This window comes from Streptomyces sp. NPDC029956 (assembly GCF_055574655.1).
This window is the reverse complement of record NZ_JBVHZJ010000035.1, coordinates 39,362-54,759: the sequence shown is the minus strand read 5'-3', so window position 1 is coordinate 54,759 and position 15,398 is coordinate 39,362. Positions and strand designations below refer to the sequence as shown.

The 15,398-nt window shown below is 71.5% G+C and carries 11 protein-coding genes, 1 tRNA gene and 1 pseudogene; 7 read left to right on the top strand and 6 right to left on the bottom strand.

Annotation, left to right across the window (positions count from 1 at the left end; all coding sequences use genetic code 11):
- Window positions 1-275: 275 nt before the first annotated feature.
- A complete protein-coding gene (locus tag ACZ4XX_RS25680) occupies window positions 276-2,045 on the bottom strand; it encodes an ATP-binding cassette domain-containing protein (RefSeq protein ID WP_468510249.1) in 1,770 nt (589 codons plus the stop codon).
- Window positions 2,046-2,500: 455 nt separating this feature from the next.
- Between ACZ4XX_RS25680 and ACZ4XX_RS25675 the strand changes: the two genes are divergently transcribed.
- Window positions 2,501-2,577 (top strand) — tRNA-Trp (locus ACZ4XX_RS25675).
- 185 nt (window positions 2,578-2,762) lie between these two features.
- Window positions 2,763-3,236 (top strand): hypothetical protein, encoded by a 474-nt coding sequence (locus ACZ4XX_RS25670; RefSeq protein ID WP_468510217.1) that lies wholly within the window; start codon window positions 2,763-2,765, stop codon window positions 3,234-3,236.
- A gap of 47 nt (window positions 3,237-3,283) precedes the next feature.
- Here the strand turns inward: ACZ4XX_RS25670 and ACZ4XX_RS25665 are convergent.
- Window positions 3,284-4,081: pseudogene (locus ACZ4XX_RS25665) on the bottom strand (hypothetical protein).
- Between the two features lie 242 nt (window positions 4,082-4,323).
- Here ACZ4XX_RS25665 and ACZ4XX_RS25660 point away from each other — a divergent pair.
- The 5 genes from ACZ4XX_RS25660 to ACZ4XX_RS25640 all read left to right on the top strand — a co-directional run bounded on the left by ACZ4XX_RS25660 (window position 4,324) and on the right by ACZ4XX_RS25640 (window position 11,425).
- Window positions 4,324-5,106, top strand: a complete 783-nt coding sequence (locus ACZ4XX_RS25660; RefSeq protein WP_468510216.1) for an SAM-dependent methyltransferase — start codon at window positions 4,324-4,326, stop codon at window positions 5,104-5,106.
- 182 nt (window positions 5,107-5,288) lie between these two features.
- Window positions 5,289-5,831, top strand: a complete 543-nt coding sequence (locus ACZ4XX_RS25655) for a GNAT family N-acetyltransferase (protein WP_468510248.1) — start codon at window positions 5,289-5,291, stop codon at window positions 5,829-5,831.
- Window positions 5,832-7,028: 1,197 nt separating this feature from the next.
- Window positions 7,029-9,389 (top strand): collagenase, encoded by a 2,361-nt coding sequence (locus tag ACZ4XX_RS25650; RefSeq protein WP_468510215.1) that lies wholly within the window; start codon window positions 7,029-7,031, stop codon window positions 9,387-9,389.
- A 117-nt stretch (window positions 9,390-9,506) separates the two neighbouring features.
- A complete protein-coding gene (locus tag ACZ4XX_RS25645; RefSeq protein ID WP_468510214.1) occupies window positions 9,507-10,493 on the top strand; it encodes a proline racemase family protein in 987 nt (328 codons plus the stop codon).
- The gene (locus ACZ4XX_RS25640; protein WP_468510213.1) at window positions 10,490-11,425 is read left to right on the top strand and encodes an ornithine cyclodeaminase family protein; all 936 of its coding nucleotides are present in this window, start codon (window positions 10,490-10,492) and stop codon (window positions 11,423-11,425) included. Before ACZ4XX_RS25645 ends, ACZ4XX_RS25640 begins: the two co-directional genes overlap by 4 nt.
- A 48-nt stretch (window positions 11,426-11,473) precedes the next feature.
- Here the strand turns inward: ACZ4XX_RS25640 and ACZ4XX_RS25635 are convergent, their stop codons facing one another.
- Genes ACZ4XX_RS25635 through ACZ4XX_RS25620 form a run of 4 tightly spaced genes read right to left on the bottom strand, consistent with a single transcriptional unit; the run spans window position 11,474 to window position 15,394 of the window.
- Window positions 11,474-12,454: an ABC transporter ATP-binding protein gene (locus ACZ4XX_RS25635; RefSeq protein WP_468510212.1), complete on the bottom strand. Its 981-nt coding sequence runs from the start codon at window positions 12,452-12,454 to the stop codon at window positions 11,474-11,476.
- Window positions 12,451-13,455, bottom strand: a complete 1,005-nt coding sequence (locus ACZ4XX_RS25630; protein ID WP_468510211.1) for an ABC transporter ATP-binding protein — start codon at window positions 13,453-13,455, stop codon at window positions 12,451-12,453. Before ACZ4XX_RS25630 ends, ACZ4XX_RS25635 begins: the two co-directional genes overlap by 4 nt.
- The gene (locus tag ACZ4XX_RS25625) at window positions 13,455-14,441 is read right to left on the bottom strand and encodes an ABC transporter permease (RefSeq protein ID WP_468510210.1); all 987 of its coding nucleotides are present in this window, start codon (window positions 14,439-14,441) and stop codon (window positions 13,455-13,457) included. The genes ACZ4XX_RS25630 and ACZ4XX_RS25625 overlap by 1 nt, the downstream gene beginning before the upstream one ends.
- Window positions 14,438-15,394 carry an ABC transporter permease gene (locus tag ACZ4XX_RS25620; protein ID WP_468510209.1) on the bottom strand — a complete coding sequence of 319 codons (957 nt, stop codon included), beginning with the start codon at window positions 15,392-15,394 and terminating at the stop codon, window positions 14,438-14,440. The genes ACZ4XX_RS25625 and ACZ4XX_RS25620 overlap by 4 nt, the downstream gene beginning before the upstream one ends.
- Window positions 15,395-15,398: the final 4 nt, after the last annotated feature.

Genomic DNA, 15,398 nt, shown 5'->3' with positions numbered 1-15,398 from the left:
GCGTGGCGCCAGGACGCCACCGGCCAGGAGGGATTCGCCGTCGGGACTGGGCCGGCTACTTCCCCGAGGACGCATCGCGCGTCCGTGAGCATGCGCGGTGGCTGCGTGAGGTCTCCGGCCGCTGATACGAAGCTCTCCTCACTCGGTGGTCATGGGGGCGGGCCGGGTGGCGCCCGTTCGGCGAGGGTGCGCCACTGGCCTCGCTGGGAGGGCGCGGATTCGCCGGAGCGGCGTCCGTCCTGCCGTGGGGGCAGGACGGACGGTGGCGCGATCGATCAGCGGTCCCGGGACAGTTCCAGCAACTCGGCGAAGGTTCCGCCGCCATGGGCGAGATCGTCGTACCGGCCCTGCTCCGTGATCCGGCCGTGCTCCATCACGATGATGTGATCGGCGATCCTGGTGTTCTCCAGGCAATGGGTGACCACGATGGTGATGCGGTCGGCGGCGATGGCCTTGATCCGTTCGAAGATCTGGTGCTCACCGCGCGGGTCCATCTGCGAGGTGGGCTCGTCGAGGATCAGCAGCCCTGGCCGGCGGTACAGCGCCCTGGAGCACGCGATGCGCTGCCACTGGCCGCCGGAGAGTTCCGTCCCGCCGAAGATGTCCCGGGCGAGGAGGGTCTCCAGGCCCGCGGGGAGATCGTCGACGGCGTCACGCAGACCGACCGCTTCGATGGCCTCCCACACCGGAACGTCGTCGTGGGTCCGCGGCTGGCCGAGGGTCACGTTCTCGCGGACGCGCAGGGGCCACTGCGCGAAGATCTGCGGCACCAGACCGGTGTGCGCCCACACCGTGGCAGGGTCCACACCGGTGAGATCCGTGCCGTTCCACGTGACCGCCCCCTTGTCCGCCTGGTAGATCCCGGTGAGCAGACGGGTGAGGGTGGACTTCCCCGAGCCGTTGGCCCCGACGATCGCGAGGATCTGGCCGCGCCGCAGGGTCAAGGAGACGCCGTCGACGGCGGGTTTGTTCTTGCCCGGGTACTGGTAGACGACCTCCTCCAGGCGGATCTCGTCGACCGGTGCGGTGAGCCGGTGCGGGCCACGCTTGGGGGCGCGGGCGGCGGCGTCGTCGAGGAAGGTCTGCATGTCACCCAGATACAGGCTGGTGTGGAAGGCCGCGGCGCCGTGGATGACGACCTGGGACAGTGCGGCGAGCGTGGTCTGTACGGCGACGACGGCCGTCGCGGCGACCGCGAGGTCGATCCGGCCGGACACCGCCAGCCACGCCAGAGCACCCCACGTCGCCAGCAGGAACACACCGCCGGCCAGCGCGGACGACAGGCCGATCCGAAGGGTCCGAGGTGCGGCGGCCAGGGTGCGCCGGTCACACCGGTCCGACAGAGCCCGGTACCAGTGGACGAGATAGTCGGTCATCGAGTTCGCGCGGACCTCGTCGCTGTACTTCGACTCGGTCGCCCACCAGCGCATCATCCCGCGCACGTTGCGGTCGGCGATGTTGCCGTAGTGGATCTCGTAGTCGACCCGCGCGCTGAGGACGGCCCCGACACCGGCAGGCAGGACGGCGAGCAGGAGCAACGGCAGCATCAGGGGGTTGAGCACCGACAGCACACCCCCGGCGGTGACCATGCGGATCACCGCGGACACGAGCCGCTGCGCGTCGGTCACCATCACGTGGGTGCGCATCACACCCATCTCGGCCGCTTCCCGCCGGTCGGAGAACCCGTCCTCCGCGTACGCCACCGCCTCCACCCGGCACACCGCCTCGACCAGAGCCGAGTCCGTCTCCGTCGTCAGCCGCGGCGTGATCCGCCGCTCCGCGTACGCGGCCACCGCCCCCGCCGTACGAGCCGACGCGGCGGCGAGCGCCACCACCAGCAGAGCAGGCAGTGCGCCGCGCAGCCGGTCCCCGGCGGTGCCTGCCCCGAGGACGGGCTCCATGGCGCGGGCGGTGAAGGTCAGCAGCACGGCGGCCGAGACGCCCGTGACCAGTTGGCAGCCGAGGAGGAGCTGCACGGCCCGCCTGTCGATCCGCCACGACAGCCGCGCGATCCGGCCCAGGACGGCGGGGATCTGCGCGCACATGCGGCGGAAGGAGACTTCGGCGAGCGGATTGATGGCGTACTGCCCGCTGTAGGTGATCTCCGCGGGCGCTGGGGGCGGTGGGGGTGCTGAGGGCGGTGAAGCAGTGTCCTGCTGGTCGTTACTGGCGGTCGAGGTCAACGGCGGGTCCTCCTGGACGGTCGTCGGGCGGGTTGTGAAGCTCAACGACGCTGCCGGTATATCGAACTGGTGTTTTTCGGTCTCTGTCGGAATCCCGGGATTCGGCGCGTGTCGGAGCGTGGAGAATGCATCGACCCGTGTCCCGCAACAGGGCCACGGGATAAGGAGGTTGGCCGAAACGCCGACGGTGACGTTCGCGGCGCCAAGACGGGCGCGTCGGTCTGACGGCTCCCGTGATCACGCGGGGCCGGCGGGCGCGAGTCCGTCAATCGAGTGGCGTGGAGATCCACCTCAGTGTCAAGCTGTCTGCACACCGAAGGGGTGTAGCTCAGATGGCCAGAGCGCCGGTCTCCAAAACCGGATGTCGCAGGTTCGACTCCTGTCACCCCTGCCAAGGCAATGCCTCGCCGCGCGGGACAGCCGGCAGGCATACGTCGGCCGAGGTCGCCGTTCGCCCGTCCCGGCCGGAACCGCATCCTGGGGCGGCGGTCGAGCGGCCCGGCCCCGCATCGTGGGATCTTCACGTCGTCGTCGGCCCGGATGCCGGTGGCCGTAGGCTCTCGGTGAAAGGCAGGCGCGGTGGACATCACGGTGCAGTGGATTCAGTCGTCGTGGACGAAGGAGTCCCGGGGCGGGAAGGCCGCTGCGCGCAGGAACGCGGCACCCGTCGGTTTCACCCTGCCTCAGGTGCCCCCTGGCTTCGCCCACTGCGTCGTGATGGCCGAGCGTGACGACTTCGAGCCGCGTTCGAGCCAGAAGGACCTTCGCGAGATCGGTGTCAGCCTGAGGGAGGAAGGGGATCGACTCCGCGTACTCGCTCGCGTGGAGCCGCTCTACGGATTGCCTCCCAGGCCACGCAGGCCGCCGGCGGTTCGGCTGCTTCCCGGGCAGTGGGTCCGCTGGCAGCTGAACTACCGGTTCACCAGCGCCGCGGGAATCCGCGGTTGGTCGTACTGGCTCGATACGTTCAACATCGCTTACGGTCCCGTCGACCGAGACGTCTTCCTCTCGGAGCCGACCGTGGTCGTCGATGAGTGCGGGCCCGTCCGATAGAGCAGTCGGACCGATGCTCTGTCCAACGTTCTGTCCGGCGCCTGGACTCAGAGCGGGAGCACGGGGCGGGTGGAGAAGTCCTCGCACAGTCCCTCGCCGTCCGGGCCGTACACGAACTCGGCCATGGAGGGATTGCGGTTGGCAGTGGCCAGGGGGAGCCATCCGAGAAGGCATCCGTACCCGCCGCACACCGACTCGCCACCGTCCCCGCCGTGGACCGCGGTGGCGTCGCCGGTCAACTCCGTGCGGTAGGTGTCGTAGGCGATGCGCAGGCCGAAGGCGTTCGGCTGGTTCTGCGGCCCGTCCGAGTCTCCGTACGGGATGCGGTCGAGGGGGCAGTCGTTCCCCCATCGGAACAGGGTCGCGGCGCCGGCGCCACAGGCGTGCTCTCACTCGTCCGAGCTCGGCATGCGCAGGCCGCGAGACGCGAGCACGGCCGGCATGTCCGCCGGGCGTTCGGTCAGGCCCTCGTCCTCCACTGCCATGAGCACGGTGGCAAGCGTGACGTTCCGACGGGGGCTGAGCACTTGGGCGAGATGGGCCTGGAGATCAGGACCGTGACCGAAGCCCTGGTCCACGCTCTCCGCGTAGTCGGCGGCCTGTGCCGGTGTCGGCTGCCAGGCGTCGAGGTCGAATCCGAGCGTCACGGTGCCGCCGGGGATCAGCGCGAATTCCTGGGAGTTCCGCTCGATCCGGACACGATGCAGCGGAGCGTCGAGGTGCTCGACGGTCTCGACGGCGGTCACCAGGCCGTCGACCGACTCCGCGGCCTCGCGGGCGACCCGGCGTGCGGTCGACAGGTCGAACGACCGCCACTGGTCAAGACGGATATCGGCGAGGGGCATGCGCATGTGCCGCAGTGTTGCACGGACCCCCGACACGTCACGGCACGGCAGCGTGGACGGACGGCAGCCGAAGCAGGGTGATCAAACCACGGGCGCCGCCAAGGCGCCCGCCCGCCCGCATCCGAGGGGATGACCGTTTCTGCGGTGGGGTGCGGTGCAGTGAACGCCACACAAGGTGAACAGTGGGGGCAATGAGCCATCGACGTAAGGGAGTTGCCGGAGGGCCGCGATAGGTTGAGGGCGTGACCGACATCGAATCGCGCATCGACACCTCCCGGCCGCACACCGCCCGGATATGGAACTACTGGACCGGCGGCAAGGACAATTACCCGGTCGACCGGGAGGCCGGCGACCGGATCCGGGAGCTGCACCCCGGGATCGGGGAGTACGCGAAGGCGGACCGGCTGTTCCTGGGGCGGGCGGTGCGGCACCTGGCCGAGCGCGAGGGCATCCGGCAGTTCCTGGACATCGGCACGGGGCTGCCGAGCGCCGACAACACGCACGAGGTCGCCCAGCGGGTCGCCCCCGACGCGCGTGTCGTGTACGTGGACAACGACCCGCTCGTGCTGGCGCACGCCCGTGCCCTCCTGGTCGGGACTCCCGAGGGCCGCACCGACTACCTGGACGCCGACCTCCGGGACGTCGACACCATTCTGGCCGCCGCGACGAAGACGCTCGATCTTTCGCAGCCCGTCGCTCTGATGCTGCTCGGAGTGGTCATCTTCGTCGAGGACGACGAGGAGTCGTACGCGATCGTCCGCCGGCTCATGGACGCACTGCCGCCCGGCAGCCACCTCGTCCTGTCCCACACGGTCACGCACCCCGACATGGCGGATGTCGACGCGGCGGTCGCTTTCTGGAACGAGCACGGCACGCCGAAGCTCACCCAGCGGACTCCTGCCGCCGTCGCGCGCTACTTCGACGGCCTGGAGCTGCTCGACCCCGGGGTGGTGTCCTGCTCGGCGTGGCGGCCCGAGACCGTGATGCCGGACGTTGCGATGTACGCGGGCGTCGGACGTAAGTGAGGTCGGGGGGGCGGGGCCCGAGTACGTGCCGCGATCACCGGTATCGGATCGGCGCCGACCCGCCTCCTCGAGACCGTTCGTAACTGCCTCGCGTAGGGGCAGCCTTGCGATCTATCCTCGCGGCCATGACATCACACGATGTGTCCGTCGGCTCCCGGATCGCTCCCGGTGGTGCCGGTCTGGTGATCCGGCAGGAGACCGCTGACGATCACCGAGACGTACGCGACGTCCATACGCGCGCCTTCGGTGACAGCGAGCGGGTCCCCGGGCTCGTGGAGGCACTTCGCGTGGCGGAGGCCGTGTTGGCGCCGATGTCCTTCGTGGCCGTCGTCGACGGCCGGGTCGTCGGGCATGTCCTGCTGAGCGCGACGCGGTTGGACGCTCCGCGCCGGATCGTGGATGTCCTGTCGCTTTCGCCGCTGGGCGTGGTCCCGGAGTTCCAGCGTCAAGGCATCGGTACGCAACTCGTCGCCCATGCCCTCGAGGCGGCCGAGAGTCAGGGTGTGCCGTTGGTCTTCCTGGAGGGTTCGCCGCACTACTACGGCGCGCGCGGCTTCGAGGGTGCCGGCGCGGCGGGCTTCCGTTCGCCGTCGCTGCGGATCCCTGAACCCGCTTTTCAGGTCGCCCGGTTGTCCGCTCACGAACCGTGGATGACGGGTACCTTCGTCTACTCGGAGGCCTTCTGGGCCTTCGACTGCGTCGGCCTGCGCGACCGCGAGGACTGAGAGGACCGAGGGGACACTCGAACCGACGGGACCGAGTGGGCGGCCCAGCCTGGCGGGATGCACTCTCATCGGAGCTTCGAGAACCCTCCCGCGCTGCCGCACGAGGCGGTGGTGGAGGCGTTGGAACGAGCCTTGGGGGACCGCTCGGCGGAGGATGAGGCGGCGAGCGTCCTGGTCGGGACCGCTCTGAACGACTGCGATGCGGACTTCGTCGAGCACTGGTGCAGGGAGGTCGGGACGCGGGCCGTGTCGGGCAGTCCTCTGCCCGGGCCGGCCGGCCGGCCTGTGCCTGGGACATGCCGCTCGACGCTTCGGCCATCTGAGCGATGACGCGCTCGCGCTGGCGGAGTCGCTGGCGGCGCGGGCCGAGGCGGACCCGTCGGACGTCGACGGTCGGGCTCTCGACGGCTATGACGACGTCCGGAGCTTCCTGCACCTGTGGTGAGGCGTCCACGGGTGGCGCCAGAGGGCGCCCGTCCTGGTCCACGACACGGGGGATCAGTTGCCGCACCCAGCCGAGCTGGTCAGTCGTCTTCGTCCGACGAAGGCATCCGGGGCCTTGAGCGTCAAGGCGTACCAGCCGCGTCGCCCCGGTGCCCCCGCCCCGTTCCGGGCCACGCCGGCGGGCAGGTTCGACCCGAGCCCGAAGGACGCGCGAGCGATGCCGGAAGGCCCGCTGCTCGTGGCGGTCGTCGAAGGAGCGGGCGACTGGTCGCCGGAAGTCCGCCCGCCCGGAAGCGCCCCCGAGGAGAGGCGCTCCGGTTTCTGGCGCCGCATCGGCAGGTCCTGGCCCCGGCGCAGTCCAGGGGCAGTTCGCCGAACCGCCCCCGGCAGGGTCGGTTTCGGCCACGCCCCCTCTGAGAAAGGGCCGTTCGCCGTGGCGGGCGGCCCTGCTTCCGTTGTGCCGAGGTCACGACCGAGGCGGGCGGCTCTGCTTGCGTCGCGCCGGGGCCGCGGCGCGCGTCGCTGACGGTTCGGGTGCCCGGCGCCGGGAGCGGCTGGGGCTTCGGTGACCGCTGCGACGGGCGGCTCGGGACGAACCTCGGGTAACTCGTAGCCGCAGAGGGGTTGTCAGTGCAATTTCACATTACTATGTTACACCGCACACGGTTCGATGAACCTTCGTCAAACACCGTGCGCACCACAACAGTTCTCGTCACACCCCATTGACGTTCCCCCACCACTCATGGAGTTCTGTTGTCCATCCACAGACGTGTGCGTTCGTCCCTGCTCACCTCCGCCATCGCCGTGACCCTCCTGGCCTCCTCGGGCCAGACCGGCGTCTCCGCGGCCGACACGGACGCCCGCGCCACCGCTGTCCCCGCAGCGGCGACCGGCGCTCCGGCCCCGCGGGCCGAGCACGGAACCAACCCGTTCGACGAGGTGGAGCGCCTCGCCACCGCTCCCCGCAAGACCTTCGGGCCCGCGCCCGCGCCCGGCGGCCTCGCCACCGGGCGCGTCCCCGGCCGGGCCCCGGTCACCTCAACTGCCGCGCGGACCCTCGCGGTCGAGGCCAGGACGACCGCCGCAGGCGTTCCCTGCACGCTCGACGGGATCACCGGGCTCGGCCCGGAGCAGTTCGCCGACTTCCTCGCCGACCCCGCGGTCCTCGCCGACGACTGTCTGCGCGGACTCGTCTGGACCTGGGACGCCCGGCTCGCGCCCGTCATGTCCGACGCCCACGTCCAGGCCGTCGCCCGTCGAATATCCGGCCTCGCCGCCTCCCACGACGGCCGCAACTCCTCCCACCTGGAGGAGATGTTCACCTACCTGCACGCCGTCGCGTACCACGACTACTCCCGCGACGAGATCGACACCACCGACGCGCCCACCGTGAACGCCGTCCGCCAGGCCGTCGCCGACTTCGGCAACGCGGCCCGCACCTTCGACGTCACCAAGAACAACGCCGTCACCCTGCGCGAGGCCCTCTACGCGGCCAGCGCTCCCGGACTCCGGCAGCACCAGCTCGGTCTGATCAAGCGGGTCCTCGCCACCATGGACCCCTCGCACCCCGCCACCCACCACGACCCGTCCTGGGCCGGGGCCGCGCTCGCCGCGCTCTCCGTCAACTACCTGGGCGTCTACCCGGGCAACCAGGACGCCGCCTTCCAGGCGGCGGCCGCCGCCGACCCGGCGTACCGCGCCCTCTTCAAGGCCTTCGCCGGCTACGGCCACCTGAAGGGCACCGCCAACGACTGGGTCGCCCGCGACGCGCTGAGCGAGTACGGCCGCTTCGGTGAGATCCCGAGTCTGAAGACGGAGGTCACCGCCGAACTGGGCGGGCTGCTCGGCCAGGTCGTGACCACCTTCGGCCGCGGCAGCCAGCAGTGGGCCAAGATCGTCTCCTGGCTCAACTACTTCGACGCGTGCAAGCCGTACGGCGTCTGCAAGGCGGACATCGAAGCGCAGATCTTCCCGTACACGTACACCTACGACAACGGCGCGATCAAGGTCCGCACCGGGCTCGACCGGGCCACCGTCGACCAGCTCTATTACGCGAGCAAGCAGGTCAAGGCGCAGTTCCACCGCGTGGTCGGCACCGAGCAGCCGCTCGCAGGCGACCCCAACACCACCCTCACCATCGTCCTGTACGGCTCGCGGGCCGACTACGAGAACTACCACCCCATCCTGACCGGGATGGACACCGACAACGGCGGCATCTACATCGAGCGCGGCGCCACCTTCTACACCTACCAGCGCCGCGTCCCGCAGGACTCGTCGCTGACGCTCGAAGAGCTCTTCCGCCACGAGTACACCCACTACCTCAACGGCCGCTACGCGGTGCCCGGCTTCTTCGGCGAGGGCCCCTGGTACCAGGGCGACCGCACCACCTTCATGGACGAGGGCACCGCCGAGTTCTTCGACGGCGCCACCCGCAGCGACGGCATCAAGGTCCGCAAGTCCCTGGTCCGCGGCGTCATCAACGACACCGCGGGCGGCGGCCCCCGGATGAACCTCCGGCAGATCCTGAACGCCACCTACGACGGCGACGGCTTCCGCTTCTACAACTACGCGGGAACGTTCTTCGAGTTCCTCTGGAACGAGAAGCCCTCCCTGATCCGCGAGATGTACACCCATCTGCGGAACAACGACGTCGCCGCGTACGACGCCTGGCGCGTCCGCCTCGGCTCCGACACGAACCTCCAGCGCGACTACGACCGCTTCCTCGACACCCAGATCGCCCAGGTCGACACGCTGTACGTCCCCCACACCACGTTCACCCCCAACGCCCAGCTGCGCGACGCGGCCCTGGCCACGGTGAAGTCCACCTTCGCCACCGCCACCTACAACACCCCCGACTGCGTCGAGAACGGCGAGCCGGGCAAGCGCCGGTTCGTCTGCACCGGCCGGATCACCGCCAACCTGTCCGACGCGGGCAGCGCGGACCAGAACTTCAAGGACATGTCCGAGACGGTCGACTACTTCATCCTCGACCGCGCGGGCGCCGCCTCCAACAACCTGGCCGACATGAACTGCTCCTTCGGGCCGATCGACATCTGGTCCACCAGGGTCGCCGGCACGTCGAGCTTCAGCTGTGAGGGCCCCCTCCGCAGCTGACCCACCCTGTCCGGACCGGGTCCCTCCACGGGGAGGGACCCGGCCCGGCGCGCCGCCGGCGTCCGCACCCGGGCGCCCGGCGCACATCCCGAAATCCCCTCCCGGAGGCCGTACTTCGTGAGCACCACCCCGCACACGGTCCGCACCACCGACTACCACACCGCCGGCGAACCCTTCCGGATCGTCGACGAGGACCTGCCCCCGGTCCCCGGCGACACCGTCGCCGAGCGCCGGGCCACCGCCCTCACGACCGGGGGATCGGGCACGGACCCGCGCCCCGGCCCCCTCGACGACCTGCGCCGCCTCCTGTCCCGGGAGCCGCGCGGGCACGCGGGCATGTACGGCGGCTTCATCGTGCCGCCCGACGACGACGGCGCCCACTTCGGCGTGCTGTTCTGGCACAAGGACGGCTACTCCACCGCCTGCGGCCACGGCACGATGGCCCTCGGCGCCTGGGCCGTCGACACGGGGCGGGTCCCGGCCCCCGACGACGGCGACGTCTCCGTACGGATCGACGTGCCCTCCGGCCGTGTCACCGCCGCAGTGCACCGCGCGGCCGGCCGCACCGCCGGCGTCACCTTCCGCAACGTCCCCACCCGCATCGTCGCTCGCGACGTCAAGGTGACCACGACGCTCGGCACCGTCGGCGCCGACCTCGCCCACTCCGGCGCCCTCTACGTCTCCGTCGCCGCCCGCGACCTGGGCCTCGTTGTCTCCGTGCCCGCCCTGCCCGAACTCGTCCGTGCCGGACGGGAGATCCGCGCCGCGCTCCCCGCGCACGACGTGTACGGCGTCATCCTGTACGAGGAGCTCCCCGACGCCCCCGAAGGACTCCACCAGCGCAATGTCACCGTCTTCGCCGACGGGCAGGTCGACCGCTCTCCCTGCGGCTCGGGCACCTCCGCACGCCTCGCCCTGCTCGGTGAGGACGGCCGTCTCGCCGTCGGGGACACCCTGCGGCACGAGTCCGTCGTCGGCACCGTCTTCACCGGACGCCTCCTGGCCGCGGGGGTCACCGAGGTCAGCGGAACCACCCACCGCACCGGCACCCACGCCTTCGTCCTCGACCCCGACGACGCACTGGGAGCGGGGTTCCTCCTGTGAGCCCGCCCCTCTTCCTCGACGCCGCCACGATGGCCCGCCTCATGGGGCCGGCGGCGGTGACCGACGTCCTCGCCGACGTCCTGAGGGCCGGACTCGACCCCGACGCCGGACCTCCCCGCACGGCCGTGCCCGTGCCCGCCGGCGAACTCCTCCTGATGCCCGCGGCCTTCGGCTCCTTCGCCGGCGTCAAGGTCGCCGGAGTCGCCCCCGGCAACCCCGGGCGCGGTCTGCCCCGCATCACCGGCTCCTACCTCCTCCTCGACGGCGCGGGCCTCCGGCCGCTCGCCCTCCTCGACGGAGCCGCGCTCACCGAGTTGCGTACACCGGCGGTCTCCGCCCTCGCCGTCCGCTCCCTCGCACCCGCCGACCGGCCCCTGCGCCTTGTCCTCTTCGGAGCGGGCCCCCAGGCGTACGGCCATCTGGAGGCCCTCGTCGCCGTCCGGGAGGTCGCCGAGGCCGTCGTCGTCGCACGCGAACCGGTCGGCGGGCGCGCCCTCGCCGGGTACGCGCGGACCCTCGGCGTGCTCGCCCGCACCGGCACGCCCGACGAGGTGGCCGGGGCCGACCTCGTCGTCTGCTGCACCACGGCCCGGGAACCGCTCTTCGACGGGACCCTGGTGGCACCCGACGCCACCGTCGTCGCCGTCGGCTCGCACGAGCCGACCGCCCGCGAGACCGACACCGCGCTCGTGGTCCGGTCCCAGGTGTACGTCGAGGCGCGTTCCGCCGCGCTGAGGGAGGCCGGTGACCTGCTCGTCCCCCTCGCGGAGGGGGCGATCGACGCCGAGCACATCGCGGGCGACCTCGCCGATCTGGTGACCGGTCGCAGGGAACCGTCCGCCGGTCGGCCGCGCTTCTTCAAGAGCGTGGGCATGGCCTGGGAGGACCTCGCCGTCGCCACCGCCCTGTACGAGGCGGCCCGTTCGTCCTGAACACACCGGTGCCCCGGTCCCGCGCGCGGGACCGGGGCGTTCGCGTGCTCAGACGCCCTCGGGGAAGTGGCAGGCGACCTCACGCGCCTGGCCCGGCACGAGCGTCCGCAGCGGCGGTGCCTCGCCCCGGCAGATCTCCCGCGCCTTCGGGCAGCGCGGATGGAAGGTGCAGCCCGGCGGGGGAGCGGCCGGACTCGGCGGGTCGCCGAGCAGGGTGATCCGCTCCCGGCTCCGCTCGGCCGCCGGATCCGGCAGCGGCACGGCGGAGAGCAGCGCCCGTGTATAGGGATGGGCCGGGGCTGCGTACACCCGTTCCTTGGCGCCGATCTCCACGATCCGGCCCAGGTACATCACGGCCACCCGGTCGCAGACCCGCTTCACGACGGAGAGGTCGTGGGCGATGAAGAGGTAGGCGAGTCCGAGTTCGCGCTGGAGCCTCTCCATCAGATTGACGATCTGCGCCTGGACGGAGACGTCGAGGGCGGAGACCGGCTCGTCGGCCACCACGAGCCGGGGGCCGGTGGCCAGGGCGCGGGCGATGCCGATGCGCTGGGCCTGTCCGCCGGAGAACTCGTGGGGATGGCGGTCGATGTGTTCCGGGATGAGGCCGACCAGTTCCATCAGCTCCACGGCGCGCTTGCGCGCGTCGGCCGCCGTGACGCCCTGGACGAGCAGCGGGTCCGCGATGATCCGGGCCACGGTCTGCCGGGGGTTGAGGGAGGAGTGCGGATCCTGGAACACCATCTGGAGGTCGCGGCGCAGCGGCTTGAGCGTCCGCTGCGACAGATGGCTGATGTCCCGTCCCCCGTACGAGACGGTGCCGGAGGTGGGTTCCAGGAGCCGCACGATCGCGCGGCCCGTGGTCGACTTGCCGCAGCCGGACTCGCCGACGAGGCCCAGGGTCTCGCCCGCCGCCACGTCGAAGCCGATGCCGTCGACGGCCCGGATCGGGGCCGAGCCCCTGCGACGGCCGGGGAACGTGATCGTGAGGTCCCGTACGCGGAGGAGGGGTGGTGCGTTCGTGGTCATGGGGCGACGCCTTCGTACGCGGGGAAGTGGCAGGCGGCCGGGTGTCCGTCCGGGCCGACGGGGAAGGGGCGCTCGGACGCGCAGCGGGCCCGCTCCTCCTCGGAGCCGGCGGCGGCGCGGGGACAGCGGGGGGCGAACGCACAGCCCGGAGCCGGTTCGAGCAGCGACGGCGGGCTGCCGGGGATCGCCCGCAGCGGGGCGTCGTCGGGGTCGTCGAGGCGGGGCAGCGAGTCGAGCAGGCCACGGGTGTACGGATGGGCGGGCGAGGCGAACAGGGCGTCCACCGGGGCCTGTTCGGCGGCCCGGCCGCCGTACATGACGAGCACGTCGTGGGCGACCCGGGCGACCACCCCGAGGTCGTGCGTGATCATGACGACGGAGAGGCCCCGCTCCTGCTGGAGGCGGGCGATCAGCTCCAGGATCTGGGCCTGGACGGTGACGTCGAGCGCAGTGGTGGGCTCGTCGGCGATGAGCAGGTCGGGTTCGCAGACGAGGGCCATCGCGATCATCACCCGCTGGCGCATGCCGCCGGAGAACTGGTGCGGGTACTCGCCGGCCCGGCGCCGCGGTTCGGGGATGCCGACCTCGGCGAGTGCCTCGACGGCCCGCGCGCGGGCGGCTGCCCGGCGCGAGCCGAAGTGGACCCGGTGATGCTCGGCGACCTGCTCGCCGACGGTGTAGTAGGGGTGGAGGCTGGACAGCGGGTCCTGGAAGACCATGGCCATCCGTCGGCCGCGGAGCCCGTTGAGTTCGCGGTCGGACAGGCCGATCAGCTCCTGTCCGGCGAGCGTGACCGAGCCGGAGACCTCGGCGCCCGTGTGCAGGCCCATGACGGCGAGCGAGGTCACCGACTTGCCGGAGCCGGACTCGCCCACGATGCCGAGCGTCCGGCCGGGCAGCACGTCGAAGGCGAGGGAGTCGACGGCCCTGACGGGGCCGTGCTTCGTGGGGAACGTGACGGTGAGGTCCCGTACCGACAGGAGGGAGGCTGAGTCGCCCATCAGTACCTCACTCGCGGGTCGACGACGGCGTACAGGAGGTCGACGGCCAGGTTGGCGACGACGATGAAGGTGGCGGCGAGCAGGGTCACCCCGAGGATGACCGGCTGGTCCCCGGTCGACAGCGCGCCGTAGAAGAGCCGTCCGATGCCGGGCAGCCCGAAGATGGACTCGGTGATGACGGCGCCCGCGAGGAGCCCGCCGAGGTCCATTCCGAAGATCGTCAGGATCGGCGTCATCCCGGCGCGCAGACCGTGCTTGACGACCACGGTGCGGCGCGGCAGACCCTTGGCGCGCGCGGTGCGGATGTACGGCTCCGCCATGGACTCGATCATCGAGTTCCGGCTCTGGCGCGCGTACATCGCGGCGTAGAGAAGGGCGAGTGCCAGCCACGGAAGCAGCAGGTTGGAGGCCCAGGAGAGGGGGTCGGTGCCGAGGGGCACGTACTGCGGGTAGGGGAGCAGGCCCGTGACGCGGATCAGACCGTAGATGAGCATCACCGAGGTGAAGTACACGGGGAGCGAGGCGGCTGCGACCGCGCCGACCATCAGGGCGCGGTCGGTGAGCGTGTCCTTGCGGAGCGCGGCGGTGACGCCCGCCGAGAGGCCGAGGAGCAGCCAGATCGCGGCGGCGCCGACGGCCAGCGACGCGGAGACCGGCAGCCGGTCGACGAGGAGGTCCCACACGCCCTGGCTGTTCTCGTAGGAGTAGCCGAGGCACGGGAAGTCGCAGTGCAGGGAGTACTGGCCGGTGCCCAGCGTGCGGCCGGTGAAGATGCCGGTGACGAAGTCGGCGAACTGACGCCACAGCGGGGCGTCCAGGCCCATGTGGGCGCGGATGGCCTCCAGGCGTTCGGTACTGCACGCCTTGCCGCAGGCAGCGGCGGCGGGGTCGGAGGGCAGGACGTAGAAGACGGCGAAGGTGACGGCGGCGATGGCGATCAGCACGCCGAGCACGCCGAGGAGACGCCGGCCGAGGTACAGGATCACGCGCCGCCTCCTCGCGGGTCGAGGACGTCGCGCAGCGCGTCGCCGAGCAGGGTGAAGGCGAGCACGGTGAGGAAGAGACAGAGGCTCGGGACGGCGAAGTACATGGGGTCCGTCTCGTAGTAGGCGACGCTCTCGGCGATCATCTGGCCCCAGGAGGGCGTCGGCGGGCGGACGCCGACACCGAGGTAACTGAGGGCGGCCTCGGTGGCGATCATCCCGGGGACGATCAGCGTCGTGTAGGCGATGACGGGCCCGGCGACGCCCGGGAGGATGTCGCGGACGAGGATGCGCAGGGGGCCGGAGCCGCCGACGCGGGCGGCGTCGACGTACTCGCGGTGCTTGAGGGACAGGGTCTGACCGCGGACGATCCGGGCGATGCCCGGCCAGCCGAAGAGGCCGATCACGGCGGTCATGAGGACGATCCGGTTGACGTCCCGGGCCACCGACATCATCGCGATCATGAAGATGAGGGAGGGGAACGACATCGTGAGGTCCATGAGCCGGGAGAGCGCGGTGTCGGTGCGGCCGCCGAAGTAGCCGGCGGCGATACCGGCCGCCGTCCCCGCCACGACCACGACCGCCGTCGCGGAGAAGGCGATGAGGAGCGAGACCTGGGCGCCGTGCACGACCCGGGCGAACAGGTCGCGGCCGGTGACGGGTTCGACGCCGAGCCAGTGCTCGGCCGAGACGCCGCCGAGCGGCCCGATGGGCAGGCCGCCGAGGTACGGGTCGACGGCGCTCTTGTCGAACTCGTCGGGGCCCCAGCCGCCGAGCGCGCCGATCAGCGGGGCGGCCGCGGCGAGGAGCGCGAAGAAGGCGACCACGCCGAGGGAGAGGCGGGCGGTGGGGCGGCGGCGGAGTTCGGTGCGGACGAGTTGCCAGGGGCTCCGGGCGGTGGGTACGGACGGCGGGGAGGCGCCGGTGGTCGCGGGGAGCGGCGGGGTGGTGGTCACGTTC

Excerpts from the sequence above, each read along its gene's own strand:
- ACZ4XX_RS25680 (WP_468510249.1), bottom strand. The coding sequence starts at position 2,045 with ATGTGCGCGCAGATCCCCGCCGTCCTGGGCCGGATCGCGCGGCTGTCG.
- ACZ4XX_RS25635 (WP_468510212.1), bottom strand. The coding sequence starts at position 12,454 with ATGACCACGAACGCACCACCCCTCCTCCGCGTACGGGACCTCACGATC.
- ACZ4XX_RS25630 (WP_468510211.1), bottom strand. The coding sequence starts at position 13,455 with ATGGGCGACTCAGCCTCCCTCCTGTCGGTACGGGACCTCACCGTCACG.